At 60.0% G+C, this 15,834-nt stretch carries 13 protein-coding genes and 1 tRNA gene; 12 read left to right on the top strand and 2 right to left on the bottom strand.

Annotated elements, in window-relative coordinates; all coding sequences use genetic code 11:
* The first annotated feature begins 13 nt into the window (after positions 1–13).
* From ACW5XC_RS18320 to hemB, 12 genes are all read left to right on the top strand, one after another.
* Positions 14–89, top strand: a tRNA-Thr gene (locus ACW5XC_RS18320).
* A gap of 252 nt (positions 90–341) precedes the next feature.
* Positions 342–1,586, top strand: a complete 1,245-nt coding sequence (gene codB / locus ACW5XC_RS18315) for a cytosine permease (protein WP_042054700.1) — start codon at positions 342–344, stop codon at positions 1,584–1,586.
* On the top strand, positions 1,580–2,845 hold the full coding sequence (locus ACW5XC_RS18310; protein WP_042054699.1) for a cytosine deaminase: 1,266 nt from the start codon (positions 1,580–1,582) through the stop codon (positions 2,843–2,845). The genes codB and ACW5XC_RS18310 overlap by 7 nt, the downstream gene beginning before the upstream one ends.
* A 95-nt stretch (positions 2,846–2,940) precedes the next feature.
* Positions 2,941–3,318, top strand: coding sequence for a fluoride efflux transporter CrcB (gene crcB / locus ACW5XC_RS18305; RefSeq protein WP_005339378.1), 378 nt, complete (start codon positions 2,941–2,943; stop codon positions 3,316–3,318).
* Between the two features lie 65 nt (positions 3,319–3,383).
* The gene (gene ubiE, locus ACW5XC_RS18300; RefSeq protein ID WP_005342396.1) at positions 3,384–4,136 is read left to right on the top strand and encodes a bifunctional demethylmenaquinone methyltransferase/2-methoxy-6-polyprenyl-1,4-benzoquinol methylase UbiE; all 753 of its coding nucleotides are present in this window, start codon (positions 3,384–3,386) and stop codon (positions 4,134–4,136) included.
* Between the two features lie 8 nt (positions 4,137–4,144).
* Complete coding sequence (locus ACW5XC_RS18295) at positions 4,145–4,753, top strand: ubiquinone biosynthesis accessory factor UbiJ (RefSeq protein WP_021230987.1); 609 nt, start codon at positions 4,145–4,147, stop codon at positions 4,751–4,753.
* Complete coding sequence (ubiB, locus tag ACW5XC_RS18290; protein ID WP_042054698.1) at positions 4,753–6,393, top strand: ubiquinone biosynthesis regulatory protein kinase UbiB; 1,641 nt, start codon at positions 4,753–4,755, stop codon at positions 6,391–6,393. The genes ACW5XC_RS18295 and ubiB overlap by 1 nt, the downstream gene beginning before the upstream one ends.
* A gap of 42 nt (positions 6,394–6,435) precedes the next feature.
* Positions 6,436–6,687, top strand: a complete 252-nt coding sequence (tatA, locus tag ACW5XC_RS18285) for a Sec-independent protein translocase subunit TatA (RefSeq protein ID WP_005339385.1) — start codon at positions 6,436–6,438, stop codon at positions 6,685–6,687.
* 3 nt (positions 6,688–6,690) lie between these two features.
* On the top strand, positions 6,691–7,137 hold the full coding sequence (tatB, locus tag ACW5XC_RS18280) for a Sec-independent protein translocase protein TatB (protein WP_042054697.1): 447 nt from the start codon (positions 6,691–6,693) through the stop codon (positions 7,135–7,137).
* Positions 7,134–7,889, top strand: a complete 756-nt coding sequence (tatC, locus tag ACW5XC_RS18275; RefSeq protein WP_005339388.1) for a twin-arginine translocase subunit TatC — start codon at positions 7,134–7,136, stop codon at positions 7,887–7,889. Before tatB ends, tatC begins: the two co-directional genes overlap by 4 nt.
* Before the next feature lie 188 nt (positions 7,890–8,077).
* On the top strand, positions 8,078–8,863 hold the full coding sequence (locus ACW5XC_RS18270) for a TatD family hydrolase (protein ID WP_042054696.1): 786 nt from the start codon (positions 8,078–8,080) through the stop codon (positions 8,861–8,863).
* Between the two features lie 3 nt (positions 8,864–8,866).
* The gene (gene hemB, locus ACW5XC_RS18265; RefSeq protein ID WP_005357271.1) at positions 8,867–9,883 is read left to right on the top strand and encodes a porphobilinogen synthase; all 1,017 of its coding nucleotides are present in this window, start codon (positions 8,867–8,869) and stop codon (positions 9,881–9,883) included.
* An 83-nt stretch (positions 9,884–9,966) separates the two neighbouring features.
* On the opposite strand, the gene ACW5XC_RS18260 is transcribed toward hemB, so the two are convergent.
* Complete coding sequence (locus ACW5XC_RS18260; protein WP_042054695.1) at positions 9,967–13,473, bottom strand: hypothetical protein; 3,507 nt, start codon at positions 13,471–13,473, stop codon at positions 9,967–9,969.
* 168 nt (positions 13,474–13,641) lie between these two features.
* The gene (locus ACW5XC_RS18255) at positions 13,642–15,831 is read right to left on the bottom strand and encodes an immunoglobulin-like domain-containing protein (protein ID WP_042054694.1); all 2,190 of its coding nucleotides are present in this window, start codon (positions 15,829–15,831) and stop codon (positions 13,642–13,644) included.
* Between the last annotated feature and the right edge of the window lie 3 nt (positions 15,832–15,834).

Raw genomic sequence — 15,834 nt, 5'->3', positions numbered from 1 at the left:
TACCGGTTAGTGTGCTGATATGGCTCAGTCGGTAGAGCGCATCCTTGGTAAGGATGAGGTCCCCAGTTCGATTCTGGGTATCAGCACCATTAAATAGAAAGCCTCCCTGAAAAGGGAGGCTTTTTTGCATCTGTCATTTTTGTTATATCCCCTTACATTCCCTATTCCCGCAACCCCTTCTGCTTGCAGTCGACACTGTTTATCTGCTGATTTAAGTCCCAATTGGTTACTCATTTGACTGCTATTGATGGTTTTGTCCAGATATTTAACCATGATTGATTGACGTAAAACGTTTTACATGTAAAATCCGGCGCGTTTTGCCTATTACGTGGAGAGAGAGCATGGCGCAGGATAACGAATACTGTTTGGGGGCGGTACCCGCCAAAGGGCGCAAAGGTGTGCTTTCGCTGATGCTGGTGATGCTCGGCCTGACCTTCTTCTCTGCCAGCATGTGGACCGGTGGTGCGCTGGGCACAGGGCTGGTGTTCGATGACTTCATCAAGGCGGTACTGCTCGGCAACTTGCTGCTGGGGATCTACACAGCCTGTCTCGGTTATATCGGTGCCTCAACCGGTCTCTCTACCCATCTGCTGGCGCGATACTCCTTCGGCGTCAAAGGTTCCTGGCTGCCATCCCTGCTGCTGGGCGGTACTCAGGTCGGCTGGTTTGGCGTGGGCGTGGCGATGTTTGCCCTGCCGGTGCAGAAGGCGACCGGCATAGATGTGAACTGGCTGATCGCTATTTCGGGCATTTTGATGACGGTGACCGTCTACTTCGGAATCTCTGCCCTGATGGTGCTGAGCTTTGTGGCAGTACCGGCCATTGCACTGCTTGGCGGCTACTCGGTCTGGCTGGCAGTGACCTCGACCGGTGGCATGGCTGCGTTGCAGCAGGTGCAACCAAGCAATCCCATCGAGTTCACCACGGCGCTGACCATGGTGGTTGGTTCCTTCATTAGTGCAGGAACCCTGACTGCCGACTTTGTTCGCTTTGGTCGCAAACCCTGGGGCGCCGTCATGATTACCATGGTGGCGTTTTTTTTGGGCAACACTCTGATGTTCGTTTTCGGTGCAGCCGGCGCGGCCGTGACCGGGCAGGCCGATATCTCGGAGGTGATGCTGATGCAGGGGCTGCTGATCCCCGCCATTCTGGTGCTGGGCCTCAATATCTGGACCACCAACGACAACGCCCTCTACGCCTCCGGCCTCGGTTTTGCCAACATTACCGGTCTCAAGAGCAAGCCGCTCAGCGTGATCAACGGTCTGATCGGTACCGCCTGTGCCCTCTGGCTTTACAACAACTTTGTCGGCTGGCTGGCCTTTTTGAGTACGGCAATCCCGCCGATTGGTGGCATTATCATCATGGATTTCCTGCTCAATCGTGAGCGTTACCGTCAGTTTGCCGATCAGCAGTTTGAGACGGTGCGCTGGCAGGCGCTGGTAGCAACGGCAGTCGGGGTAGCTGTCGGCAAGTGGCTGCCGGGCATAGTGCCACTCAACGCGGTATTGGGCGCCGCCTTCACCTATTTCATTCTGGTTCGCCTCACCCAGCGGCCGGTTCTGGTACAGGAAGCTAGCAAATGCTGATTCAACATATTCGTTTGGCCGATCGGGAAGGGTTGTGGCAGATCCGCTGTCAGGATGGGGTCATCACCGCCATCGAACCCCATGACGAACATGCCGTCGCCGGTCGGGTGCTGGACGGGGAGGGCGGTCTGGCCATCGTGCCCTTTATCGAGCCCCATATTCACCTCGATACCACCCAGACGGCGGGCGAGCCGAGCTGGAACCTCTCCGGCACTCTGTTCGAGGGGATTGAGCGCTGGGCCGAGCGCAAGGCGCTGCTGACCCATGAGGATGTGAAACAGCGTGCCATCCAGACGCTGAAGTGGCAGATCGCCAACGGCATCCAGTTTGTCCGTACTCACGTCGATGTCTCCGATCCCAATCTGGTTGCGCTCAAGGCGATGCTGGAAGTGCGGGAAGAGATGAAGGAGTGGGTCGAGCTGCAGATCGTCGCCTTCCCGCAGGAGGGAATTCTCTCCTACCCCAACGGCAAGGCACTGCTGGAGGAGGCGATCAAGCTGGGTGCCGACGTGATTGGCGCGATCCCCCATTTCGAGTTCACTCGGGAATATGGGGTCGAAAGTCTGCACTACATCTTCGATCTTGCCGAGAAGTATCAGGTTCTGGTCGATGTGCACTGTGACGAGATCGATGACGAGCAGTCCCGTTTCATCGAGACGCTGGCGACCCTGGCCTACGAGCGGGGTATCGGTCATAGAGTCACCGCCAGTCACACCACCGCCATGCACTCCTACAACGGCGCTTATGCTTCCCGCCTGTTCCGTCTGCTCAAGATGGCGGACATCAACTTCGTGGCCAATCCGCTGGTGAACATTCACCTGCAGGGGCGGTTCGATACCTATCCCAAACGCCGCGGCATTACTCGGGTGAAAGAGATGCTGGAGGCGAACATCAACGTCTGTTTCGGTCACGACGACGTGTTCGATCCCTGGTATCCCATGGGCACCGCCAACATGTTGCAGGTGCTGCACATGGGGCTGCATGTCTGCCAGATCATGGGTTACGAGCAGATCAACGACGGTCTGAAGCTGATCAGCAGCCACAGCGCCCGTACCCTGAATGTGCAGGATCGCTATGGTATCGAAGTGGGCAAACCGGCCAACCTGTTGGTCCTGCCCGCCGACAACGGCTTCGATGCGGTGCGCCGTCAGGTGCCGGTGCGTTACTCGATCCGCCACGGCAAGGTGATTGCCCAGACCCGCCCGGCCCAGACCGAAATCGTGCTGGGTCAGCCCGAGCCCATCGATTTTCGCCGCTGAGATTTCAATCAGGCTGGATGTCGATTAGTTCCGCCTCTGGGCACAAGGGCCGCCATTGCGACATAATGGCGGCCTGACCCTGAGGGAGTGACACCATGCAAACCTGGTTCTATGTTGCTGCAGGGGGCGCCATCGGCGCCTGCCTTCGTTTTGGGATTGCCGAACTGATGGCCTTGCTGCTGGGGCGCCACTTTCCTTACGGGACTCTGGTGGTCAACGTGGTGGGCTCTTTCATCATGGGGGTGGCATTCGCCCTCATCAGTCACGGTCATGTGGTAGAACACCCGATGAAGCCGCTGCTGATGGTGGGGATCCTCGGTGCCCTGACCACGTTTTCTTCCTTTGCCCTCGATACGGTAGTGCTGGCTCAACATGGAGCCTATCTGAAAGCGCTGCTCAATATCGGTCTCAATCTCTTCCTCTGTCTGGCCATGGTGGTGCTGGGCATGCAGTTGGTTGCGAGCCGGGTTTAAGGTGTCCGGACGCCAGTGGCTCTGGTAAACTGGCGGCCATTCTTTGCTCTATGGGTGTTTAAGGGATGTCAGAACAAGCAACGACAACGCATTTTGGCTTTAAAACCGTGGCCGCGACCGAGAAGGAAACTCTGGTAGCAGGTGTCTTCCATTCGGTGGCAGCCAAGTATGATCTGATGAACGATCTGATGTCGTTCGGCATCCACCGCCTGTGGAAGCGCTTCACCATCGACTGTTCCGGTGTGCGCAAGGGCCAGAAGGTGCTGGATCTGGCCGGTGGTACCGGTGACTTGACCGCCAAGTTCTCCCGCATCGTCGGCGAGACCGGTCAGGTGGTACTGGCGGATATCAACGACTCCATGCTGAAAGTGGGCCGCGACAAGCTGCGCAATCTGGGGGTCGCCAACAACGTCTCCTACGTGCAGGCCAATGCCGAGGCGCTCCCCTTCCCGGATAACCACTTCGACGTCATCACCATCGGCTTCGGCCTGCGCAACGTCACCGACAAGGACAAGGCGCTCGCCTCCATGTTCCGGGTGCTCAAGCCGGGTGGCCGTCTGCTGGTGCTGGAGTTCTCCAAGCCGGTCAGTGAAGTGATCGCCAAGCTCTATGACCTCTACTCCTTCAAACTGCTGCCGAAAATGGGCGAAATCGTCGCGAACGACAGTGAAAGCTACAAATATCTGGCAGAGTCTATTCGTATGCACCCGGATCAGCAGACCCTGGCCGGCATGATGGAAAATGTCGGTTTCGAGCAGGTGGAGTACTTCAATCTGACTCAGGGTGTGGTCGCCCTGCACCGCGGTTACAAGTTTTAAGGTTGCCTATGCCGATGGATGCCATGGTCACCGCGGTGATCGAAACCAGCCTCAACCAGTTGCTGGCGCTGGACAAACAGAGCCCGGAGCGGCTGCGCAAACTGGTGGGCAAGGTGCTCAAGCTGGAGCTGCGTGAACTCAAGCCGCTCTGGTTCGTCTTTTCCGAGCGTCGGCTGGATGTGCTGGCCCAGCATGAAGGGGAGGCGGATGCGGTGCTTAGCCTGTCGCTGACCGCCCTCGGTCTGCTGAAAGACCCGTCCGCCCTGACCCGTTATATCCGCGAGGAGAAACTGGATCTGAGCGGTGATCCCCAGCTGGTACAGGCATTCAGCGTGCTGCTGGGTGAGCTGGATATCGACTGGGAAGAGGAGCTGTCGCGCTATACCGGCGATGTCGTTGCCCACACCCTGTTCAGCGGTGCCCGTCAGGCGCGTCGTCTGGTCGGCCGCGAGCTGTGCCGTACCCGCAGCCAGCTGGCGGAATATCTGACCGAAGAGGCCCGCCTCGCCCCCGGCCCGCTGGAAGTGGCGAGTTTCAACGATGATGTCGAGGTGCTGGCCCAGCAGCTCAAGGCCGTCGAACTGCGGCTGGCCCGCTTCGAACAGCAGGTGACCTGATGACCCCGAAGGAGTTCAAACGCCTCTATCGCATCATCACCATCCTGCTGGAGCAGGGCATCGACGAGCTGGTGCCCGCCCGCTATCAACCCTGGCCGGGTCGTCTGGCCCGTCGCTCCCTGTTCTGGCTCAAGAACAAGCAACCGGATCTCAGCCGCGGTGCCCGCATCCGCCTCGCCTTCGAGGCCCTTGGCCCCATCTTCATCAAGTTTGGCCAGATGCTCTCGACCCGCCGCGACCTGTTGCCGCCGGATATCGCCGAGGAGCTGGCCCTGCTGCAGGACAGGGTGCCCCCCTTCTGTTGTCAGGCGGCGCGTCAGCAGATCGAGCTGAGCCTGGGTTGTCCCATCGAAACCCTGTTTGACGACTTCGACGAGACGCCGCTGGCGTCGGCTTCCATCGCGCAGGTGCATACTGCCCGGCTGAAGGATAGTGGCCGCGAGATCGTCATCAAGGTGATCCGTCCCGACATCGAGCCGGTCATCGAGGCTGACCTGCGGTTGATGCAGGCGCTGGCCCGTCTGGTGGCCCGCTTCGTGCCCCAGAGTGCGCGACTGCGCCCCATCGAGGTGGTGGAGGAGTATCGCAAGACCATCCTCGACGAGCTGAACCTGATGCGCGAGGCGGCCAACGCCATCCAGCTGCGCCGCAACTTCACCGGCTCCGAGGCGCTCTATGTGCCTGAAATCATCACCGACCTCTGCCGCGAGCAGGTGCTGGTGATGGAGCGCATCTACGGTATTCCGGTCTCCGACATTCCAGCGCTGGAAGCCAACGGCACCAATATGAAGCTGCTGGCCGAGCGCGGGGTCGAGGTCTTCTTCACTCAGGTGTTCCGCGACAGCTTCTTCCACGCCGATATGCACCCGGGCAACATCTTCGTCTCTTACGAACATCCGGAAAACCCGCTCTGGATCGGCATCGACTGCGGCATCGTCGGTACCCTCAATCGGGAAGACAAACGCTATCTGGCGGAGAACTTCCTCGCCTTCTTCAACCGAGACTATCGTCGGGTGGCGGAGCTGCATGTGGAGTCGGGCTGGGTACCGGCAGACACCAAGGTGGATGAATTCGAATTTGCCATTCGCACCGTGCTGGAGCCCATCTTCGAGAAGCCGCTCTCCGAAATTTCGTTCGGTCACGTGCTGCTCAACCTGTTCAACACCGCACGTCGCTTCCATATGACGGTGCAGCCGCAGCTGGTGCTGCTGCAAAAGACCCTGCTCTATGTGGAAGGGTTGGGGCGTCAGCTCTACCCGCAGCTCGATTTGTGGCAGACCGCCAAGCCGTTCCTCGAGAACTGGATGCACGAACAGGTGGGGCCAAAGTCGGTATTGAACGCCATCAAGGAGAAGGCGCCATTCTGGGCCGAGAAGCTGCCGGAGCTGCCGGAGCTGGTCTATGAGACCCTGCGTCAGACCCGTCATCAGCAGCGTCATTTCGACCAGATGTTTGCCGAGTTCCGCCGTCACAGCCGTCGGCAGGGGCAGGCCCGCTACCTCTTAGGGGTTGGAGCCAGCCTGCTATTGGCGGGTGTATTCTTGCTGACCCAAAAACAACACATTGAGTGGGGACAAGCCAGTCTCGCCGGTGCAGCCCTCTGCTGGCTGGTCGGCTGGTTGCGAACCCGTTCCCATTAATCAACAACCGCGCCGTCAGGCGCCTGTTCTGGAGAGAAAATCATGGGTGGTATCAGTATTTGGCAATTGTTGATCATCGCAGTCATCGTCGTGCTGCTGTTCGGTACCAAGAAACTGCGCGGCATTGGCGGTGATCTGGGCGCGGCGGTCAAAGGGTTCAAGAAAGCCCTCTCCGACGAGCCGGCTGATGCCAAGGCCGAGCAGAAAGATGCCGAGTTTCCCCCGAAACAGCTGAACGAAGCGGCCACTCAGAGCAGTGAGACCGCCAAACAGAAAGACAAAGACCAGGCCTAAGCCATGTTCGATATCGGTTTTTGGGAGCTGGTCGTTATCGGTGTGGTAGCACTGGTGGTACTGGGGCCCGAGCGGCTGCCGGTTGCCATCCGAACGGCTACCCACTGGATCCGCCTCATTCGTTCGACCGCGAACTCGGTCAAGTCCGAGCTGGAGCAGGAGCTCAAGTTGCAAGAGCTGCATAACGACCTCAAGAAGGCCGAACAGTTGCAGATGAGCAACCTGAGCCCCGAGCTGCAGGAGTCCATCGAACAGCTCAAAGCGGCGGCCCAGTCGGTCAATCGCCCCTATCAGGTGGAGAACGAGATCCGTCCGCCGCGCCCCGAGCCGGTCGCCCAGGCGGAGCCTGCGGTGCAGCTGAGCCACGACGAGCCACCGGTCAATAGCCAGCGGGAGAGCGAGCCGGTGCCGGTCAGCGACTCCACAGTAAAAGGGGAGGTGAAGCCATGAGTCAGGCCGAACAACCCCTGATCAGCCATCTGGTTGAGCTGAGAACCCGTTTGCTGCGCTCCATTACTGCCATCCTCGTGGTGTTTCTGGCGCTGATCTACTTCTCCAACAACATCTACGACTTCGTGGCCCAGCCGCTGCTCAGCCAGCTGCCGGAAGGGACCAGCATGATCGCGACGGATGTGGCGACCCCCTTCCTGACGCCGATCAAGCTGACCCTGGTGGTCTCCTTCTTCGTGGCGATCCCCTATCTGCTCTATCAGGCCTGGGCCTTTATCGCCCCCGGTCTGTACCAGCATGAGCGGCGCCTGATCATGCCGTTGGTGGTCTCCAGTGCCCTGCTGTTCTATGCAGGGATGGCGTTCGCCTACTACGTGGTGTTCCCGCTGGTGTTCGGTTTCTTCACCAGTACCGCACCCGCCGGGGTGACGGTGGCGACCGACATCGCCAGCTATCTGGACTTCGTACTGACCCTGTTCTTCGCGTTCGGGGTGGCGTTCGAAATTCCGGTGGCCACCATACTGCTCTGCTGGACCGGCGTGACCACACCGCAAAACCTGAAGGAGAAACGTCCCTACGTCGTTGTCGGGGTGTTTGTGGTCGGCATGCTGCTGACGCCGCCTGATGTCTTCTCCCAGACCCTGCTCGCCATCCCGATGTGGGCGCTGTGGGAGATAGGTCTGTTCTTCGCCCGCTTCTACGTGAAGAAAGAGGATGAAGAGCAACAGGAACAACCGGATGGGGAGAGCTGAGGCTCTGTTCGTCACCTGTTTGCCGGACGGCGAGAGGATGACGACGTCCGCAGGAATAGCAGAACGAGGGGAGCTGAGGCTCCCTTCCTCTTTTCATGCTCCCGTTCGAGGCGTATGGTAAGACCCCATTCGGTAGATGGTTTTCAAATACCTGATATGTATTCCTTTTGTTCGGAACGTCTCATTCCATGATCGATATCGGTTTAAACCTGACCAGCAGCCAGTTCGCCGGTGAACAGCCTGAGCTGGTGGCCCGTGCCCGTGCCGCCGGAGTGGAGGCGCTGATCCTCACCGGTACCGATCTGGCTGGCAGCCGCGAGAGCGCCGGGTTGGCCGCCCGCTGGCCGGGCTACTGCTTCTCCACCGCCGGGGTACACCCTCACGATGCCAAGAGTGTCGATGAGGCGACCCTGCCCGCCCTGCGCGAGCTGGCGGCGTTGCCGCAGGTGGTCGCTATTGGCGAGTGCGGTCTCGACTACAACCGCGACTTCTCCCCCCGTCCGGTGCAGGACGCTGTGTTCGACGCCCAGCTGGCACTGGCCGCCGAGCTCGGGATGCCGGTGTTTCTCCATTGCCGCGATGCCCACGCCCGTTTTATCGAGATCCTCCGTCCCTGGTTGCCGAAACTACCGGGAGCCGTGCTGCACTGCTTCACCGGTTCCGACGAGGAGCTGGACGAGTGTCTGGCGCTGGGGCTGCATATCGGGGTGACTGGCTGGCTCTGCGATGAGCGCCGTGGTCAGCTGCTGCGCGAACAGGTAGCGCGTATTCCGACCGGTCGGCTGATGATCGAGACCGATGCCCCCTATCTGGTGCCGCGAGATCTGAAACCGCGCCCGAAACGCAACGAACCCGCTTTTTTGCCGCACATCGCCCAGGTGGTGGCGGCCTGTCGTGGTGAAGCGCCCGAGGCCTTGCTGGCCCATACCCGGGCCACCTCCGCCGCGTTCTTCCAACTTCCTCTCCAGGAGTGATTCATGGCTACAACTCTTCCGGGCGCCTTTCCGGGCCGCCGCCTGCGCCGTCTGCGCAAACATGATTTCAGCCGTCGTCTGGTGCGCGAGAACGTACTGACCGTCAACGATCTCATCTATCCGGTGTTCGTGCTGGAGGGGGAGAACCGTCGGGAAGCCGTTCCCTCAATGCCGGGGGTGGAGCGTCTCTCCATCGATCTGCTGCTGGAGGAAGCCGCCGAGCTGGTGGAGCTGGGTGTGCCCGCTATCGCCCTGTTCCCGGTGACCCCGCTGGAGAGCAAGAGCCTGATGGCGGAAGAGGCCTACAACCCGAACGGACTGGCCCAGCGCACCGTGCGTGCCCTCAAGGCCCGCTTCCCGGAGCTGGGGGTCATCACCGATGTGGCGCTCGATCCGTTCACCACCCACGGGCAGGACGGCATTATCGATGACGAAGGCTATGTGCTGAACGACATCACCACCGAGATCCTGATCAAGCAGGCGCTCTCCCATGCCGAGGCCGGGGTCGATATCGTCGCGCCGTCCGACATGATGGATGGCCGCATCGGCGCCATCCGCGCTGCGCTGGAAGAGAATGGCTTCATCAACACCCAGATCATGGCCTACTCCGCCAAGTACGCTTCCTGCTACTACGGCCCATTCCGCGATGCGGTTGGCTCTGCCGGCAACCTCGGCAAGAGCAACAAGGCCACCTATCAGATGGATCCGGCCAACAGTAACGAAGCCCTGCACGAAGTGGCGCTGGATATTCAGGAAGGGGCCGACAGCGTGATGGTCAAGCCGGGCATGCCCTATCTGGACGTGGTTCGTCAGGTGAAGGATCAGTTCGGCGTGCCGACTTTCGCCTATCAGGTCAGCGGCGAGTACGCCATGCACATGGCGGCGATCCAGAACGGCTGGCTGAAAGAGAAGGAGACCATCATGGAGTCTCTACTCTGCTTCAAGCGGGCCGGGGCCGATGGCATCCTCACCTACTTCGCCAAGCGCGTAGCGCAGTGGCTGAAGGAAGATGCCCGTTAAGCCGGGTTGAAGAGATAAACGAGAGGGGGAGCCGATGGCTCCCCCTCTGTCGTTATGGCTCTCTTTTGGTCACGAGCGGATGATTACAGCTTGATCCAGGCATCGCTCCAGTGGCTGCCGGTACCCGGTGCATAGTGGCTGGTCGAGCCGCCACACCAGCCGCTGTAGGGCCAGGGTTTGCACTCGTAGTCGCCACCGGCATTGCTGACCCGTTCGCCACTCTGATAAGCGGTGCCCGCAACATAGGCCGGGTAGCTGCCGTTACCACCGTCACTGTCACCCCCCGGAGCCTGTTCCACCAATGCCAGGGTGAAGCGGCGCTCGAAGCCCTGCTTGCTCCCCTCAGCCATGCCCGCCAGCAACAGCTCGTAACTGCCGGCCGCAAGGCCCGACTGCGTTAGCTGCAGGGAACCCTGACCATCGATCAGGGCGCTGCCGGTGGCGACCGGATTGCCACCCTGCAACAGGGTCGCGGTGACGGTCACCGGGTTGGCGGTGGTCAGCGTCAGGCTGAAGTCGAGCGCGCCGTTAACGATGGAATATTCAGACGCCAGATCGGTGACGGTGAAGTCACTGCTGCTACCGGTCGTGGGCAGGATGAAGTCTCCGCTCAGGTAGGTCAGACCGGTCCAGCCAGAGCTGGTCAGCCAGTGTTTGCCATTGGTCTGATAGACGTTGGGCAGCTGGGTGCACTGGTTGTTGTCATTGACGAAGCCGATACCGTAAAAGCCCGCCACATTCTTGTAGCAGAGCTGGCGACCATTCTGGTGCAACACTGGCTGATCCAGCTTGCCCTTGTGGTGGAGTGACAGCCAGTCAAACTGGTTGATGGCCGAGACCAGCGGCACAAACTGGCCATCGGGCTGACGATAGCGGATCAGGGAGCCGGCATCGCAGAGCAGACCCTCAGCCCGCTGTTCGACGTAGCCGTAGTACTGCTCGCCATCCTGGAAGGTGAACCGGCAGAGATTGCCTTTCTCCGACTCTTTGGGGATCCATCCCATCAGCAGTCGCTCCTGATTGTTCAGGGCCGCCAGCTGCCCGGCACTGAAGTCGCTGCCGTTGGCTACCCAGCCTTGCGGCATGGTGGAGAATTGCATGAAGTAGTGGTCGGTATAGTACATGTGGCTGTCAGCGCGGTGCTTGCGAGCCCCCTGGCTGACCGAGTTGTAGCGATAGATGTCGTTTTCCGGCTTGTGGAAGCCGTTGAGATCATCGTCCAGATAGGGCAGGTCGCCCTTGCGGATATGGTAGTTGGCCATACCCGTCATCAGGGGATGCCAGCCGTGGCTGCCACGGGCAAACGCGCTCTCATGGCTGTAGGACTTCCCATCGAAGCCGTGGCCAAATTCGTGGGCAATGATGCCCCAGCTGCCGTAGTAGTGGCTGACAAAGTTAAAGGTATCGACCCCGGTGATGCCACCACTCCCCAGCCCGCCCCCCATGGCGGTGATCCCCAGGTTGAGGTAGGGGCGCTTCATCAGGCTGTGGTAGTAGTAGTCATAATCGGCTGCCGTAAAGATCCCGTTCGGCACATAGCTGTTGCCGCCATTGCCGAACATCTCGTAGCCGTTCACCGCCTTGAAGTTGTACCAGACGTGTTTGAACTCCTCGGTCGAGACCATGTAGGCCAGGTTGGTGGCGATGATCAGCCACTCGCGAGCGTAGAGGGCATTGATGGGGCGCCAGGAGCCGCTGGTGTTGGTGGCGAAGCGCACGTTCCAGCTTGGCTTGAGGCGTGCCAGCTTCTGGGCAAACGGATCCGAGTTGGAGCTGAACCTGTGCTCGAACTGGGCAGGCAGATTGATGCTGTTGTCGAGCAGGTTGTTGAGATCAAACACACCATCGCGGCTGGCGCTGTTGAAGCGTCCCTGTTCGCCAAAGGCGCTCAGTGGCAGGGTGATTTGGGCATAGGCGGGCAGGCGATCGAGCTGGCCCAGGATCAGCCACTTGTTGATACCGTTCAGGCGTGACTCGATATTGATGTCATGCAGCTCTCTGGCGGCATAGTTGGTGATGCGCACCGTGTCGTTATCAAGCAGCTCGGTCTTGACCAGAGAATTGATGTTGACCGAACGCTGGGCGCGATCGATCAGCACCTCGTAGGGTTCGTCATTGCGCAGTATGTAGCTGACTGCGGCCGGCATCAGCTGATCGAAGATCAGCGGGCGAGCCGGCAACTGCTCGTCGGCCGTGAAGCTGATCTCCTTGCTCAGCAGCTGGTTGAAACCCAGGCCGCGCTCGTTGGCGGTGACAAGCTCCGAGCCCGCCAGCTGGAGATCTTTCAGCGCAGCCACAGGCTGCTGGTTGATCTCCCGAACAGTAAAGGTCGGGTGCTTGAACTGAAAGTCGTTGGCGATCAGGGTATCGACATCATGCCACTCGATGCGGTCCTTGAAGTTCACCACCAGCCGATCGCCATCCATGTCGATTTTTTGCAGATTGCTGTCGGCGATCACCTGCTCAGGCGCCAGCGGGGTGTTGCTGGCGATGGCATCAGCCAGTTTGCGCAAGTCATAGATGTAGTAGTTTTTGCCGGCTGTATGGGCCAGGAGATAGTCACCCACCTGATGGAGTTGCACCAGACGGTGGCTGTATTTTCCTTCAAAGGCGAGCCGACCGGCAATGGGGGTCTTGAGGCTGTTCTCCGGCGTCACATCCTGCTGGCGGTAGACCTTGATCTCGCTCAGCGCATCGGCCACCAGCACGTAATCCTGATTGGCAAAGACGGCCTGGGTGCGGTGCAGGCTGTTGCTGCCGGAATCTCGACCGGTTCCCAGGGTGGTGACATGGCGATGTTCATCGGCCAGATCGAAGATATCGACCCGGTGCGAGTAGCGCGAGACCACGTAGAGCAGGTTGTTCCGGACAAACAGTTCACTGACCTGGTTGTAGGCCGCGGCACTGCCGGTTTCGGTGCCGCGGATCTCGCCAATCTGCTGGCGGCTCGGGATATCGATAATGGCCACATGGCCCGGATTGCCGTTCTGGCTGACATAGAGCCGATCCTGATAGCGCTCGACCGCCGTGATTAGGTTGGCGTCCAGCCCCAGCTGATCGGCCGTCAGCTCCTCGCCTTTGTCCAGATATTGCAACGAGGTGGCAAACGAGTTGACGCTGCAGGAGCTGGTCTCCATCACCACCCGGGTGCGTTCGCCATTCTGGATCTGGCCGTGGGGGAAGTACTCCAGCAGACAGCCGTTGCCGTAGTCATAGTTGCCAAAGCGTTTGTTGACGGCTACGACCCCACCGTCGTACCAGGTCAGCTCCCACTCCTCATCGAAGAAATCAAAGACGTTACGAATGGCTGTTTCGTCGAAAAAGTGGGGTTTGGGCAGATCGAACAGGATGTGGTTGTCCGCTGTCAGCGGGTAGAGCAGGCCGTTGATGGCAAGGTGGCGCTTGCCATCCTTGATGATCACGTTCTGCTCGTCAGCCGCACTCTGATGCAGCGCGGCGAGGCGCGCCGTCATCTGCTCGTAGTGCTCCTGATAGGTTTGTTTGAAATAGGCTTGTTCGCGCTCATCGGCCACGACATGGGCCGACAGCAGCAGACCGAGCAGGGTGGCAAGCTTGGTGGTTCTTGGCATGGTGATTTCCTTATCTTGGTTGTTGTTGGACGTTTTTTGGTGGTTGGCAAGCATGTAAAAGAGAGGGGCTAACCCGTCCGGGTCAGTGCATCCTGCCCATCGGCAGCGTGGCCGACGGGCAGGATATGGGCGGGGGCCTGTCAGCCCCCGTTAGTGGTTGGGGCAAGGTCAGAGCTTGATCCAGGCATCGCTCCAGGCGCTGCCGGTACCCGGTGCATAGTGGCTGGTCGAGCCGCCACACCAGCCGCTGTAGGGCCAGGGTTTGCACTCGTAGTTGCCACCGGCATTGCTGACCCGATCACCGGCCTGATAGCTGGTGTTGGGGGCGTAGGCCGGGTAGTCGCCTTCGCTACCGCCGCTGCTCTCTTCGGTCAGCGCAACTTGGAAGCGCTGCACCACCGGCTGCTGGCCGTCAGCCAGACCGGTGATGACCACTTCGTAGCTGCCATCGGTCACATTGCTGCCCTGCAGCACCAGGGTGCTGGTGCCGTTCACCTGGCTGCTGGTGGTGCCGTGGCTGCGGCCGCTCTGCTCAAGAGTTGCGGTGATCTGTACCGGGTTGGCGGTGGTCACGTTGAAACGGATGCTGACCTGACCGTTGACTATGGTGTACTCGCTCGCCATGGCGCTGACGGTGAAGTCGCTGCTGCCTTCGGCGGGTGGCGTTGTGCCGCCGCAGTCGCTGTCACCCTGTACGCGCCAGACGCCCCAGTCACCCGTGGTGCCCGGCTCTTCGTTCTGGGTCCACCAGCCTGCCAGCCAGTTCTTGCCGTTGTGGCTGACGATATCGCCGCCCACGTAGACCTTCTTGGCATCCCAGCTGTTTTCACAGACGGCGCCCTGCTCCCTGACGGTCACGTTGCGCTGCTGGGTTACCTGCTGACCGGCGCTGTCGCTCACCTGATAGGTGAGGGTGTAGCGGCCGACCTTGCTGCTGTCGACGTTGCCGCTGACTTTGATTTGGGCGGTCAGGTCGCCATCTTCTTCATCATGGGCGCTGACGCCGGTCATCGGATCGAAAGCGGTACCCAGTTCCAGCGTGGTGTCGGTGACACCGCTGAACACCGGCTTCATGCTGTAGACCTCGATGGTGCGTACCTGCTCGGTGACGTTGTTGTCGCGATCGCTCACCTTGTAGGTGAGGGGGTAGAGGCCGATGCGCTGGCTGTCTACCGAGCCTTCCACCTGGATCTGGCCAGTCAGGTCGCCATCTTCCTTGTCGTTGGCGCTGACACCTGCCAGCGGATCAAAGGCGGTACCCTGCTTGATGCGGGTATCGCTCAGGCCGCTAAACACCGGCTTGCCGTTGTCGACCGGCGGCGTGATCTCCTGATCGTGGATGAAGGGGCCGTAGCTCTTTATGAAGGATTCGTTGTAGGACTGACCGGCGGCGTTGCGGCCCATGTCCCAGTTGATGGACCAGGTCATCACGCCACGCAGCGGTTGTCCCTCGCTCTTCAGGCGGTTGAAGGCGTTGTAGAGCTTCTGCGGATCCTGCACATAGCCGGTGGCGGCGGCGTCGATGTTGGTCGGAATGCCGAACACCAGCTTGTCATGGGGGATCTTGTAGAAGCCGCGGGTACCGTTGCTCAGCGAATCCGCCATGTAGTAGATGAACTCTTCTTTCAGGGCATCGTTGTTCTGGGCAATCCAGCCGATGCCATCGATGTAGATACCGTCGCCACCCTGGTTGTAGAACTGAGGGTTGATCCAGTCGTAGTACCCTTCCAGATTGCGGATATAGGGGATGTAGGCGCCAGTCTGGGTCAGATAGGGGAACTCCGGCGCCATGGTGATGAGGAAGTTTTTCCCCTGGGCGCGGTAGTGATCCTTGACCAGACGCAGAGCCGCCGGGATCACGGTCTGGTTGTCGGCGGCAGTGATGGCGGCCTGTTCCAGGTCGATATCCAGTCCGTCGAAGCCATAGGTCTCCACCAGACGGATGATCTCGTCGGCAAAGGCCTGCTCCTGACCCTTGCGCAGCTCGATGTGCGCATCGGCACCGCCCAGCGCCAGCAGCACGGCACGGCCCTGACGGTTCAGCTCGGCGATCTGCTCGATAAACTGGCTTTCGCTCATGCCGATGGCCGAGTCGAGCTTGAAGGTGGGGATGGGATCGCTGCCATAGACCTTCATGAAGGAGACATCGACCACGTTGTATTGCGGGTTGACCTGATCGAGCTTGACGCAGGGGGCGATACCGCCCTTGTAGCCCGAGCCGTCACACCAGTTGTGCCAGTAGCCAACCACTACGCCGGACTGGGGGTTGACCATCGCCTGACCGGCACTGGCGGCATATGCCATGGGGGCGCCCATGCCGAGCAGGCAGCCAAGCAGGGATAATTTGAGTTTGTTCATCGT

It is taken from the genome of Aeromonas sp. 25-AL00135 (genome assembly GCF_054052385.1).
Note: the sequence above shows the minus strand (reverse complement) of the source record. Positions and strands in the feature narration are given on the sequence as shown.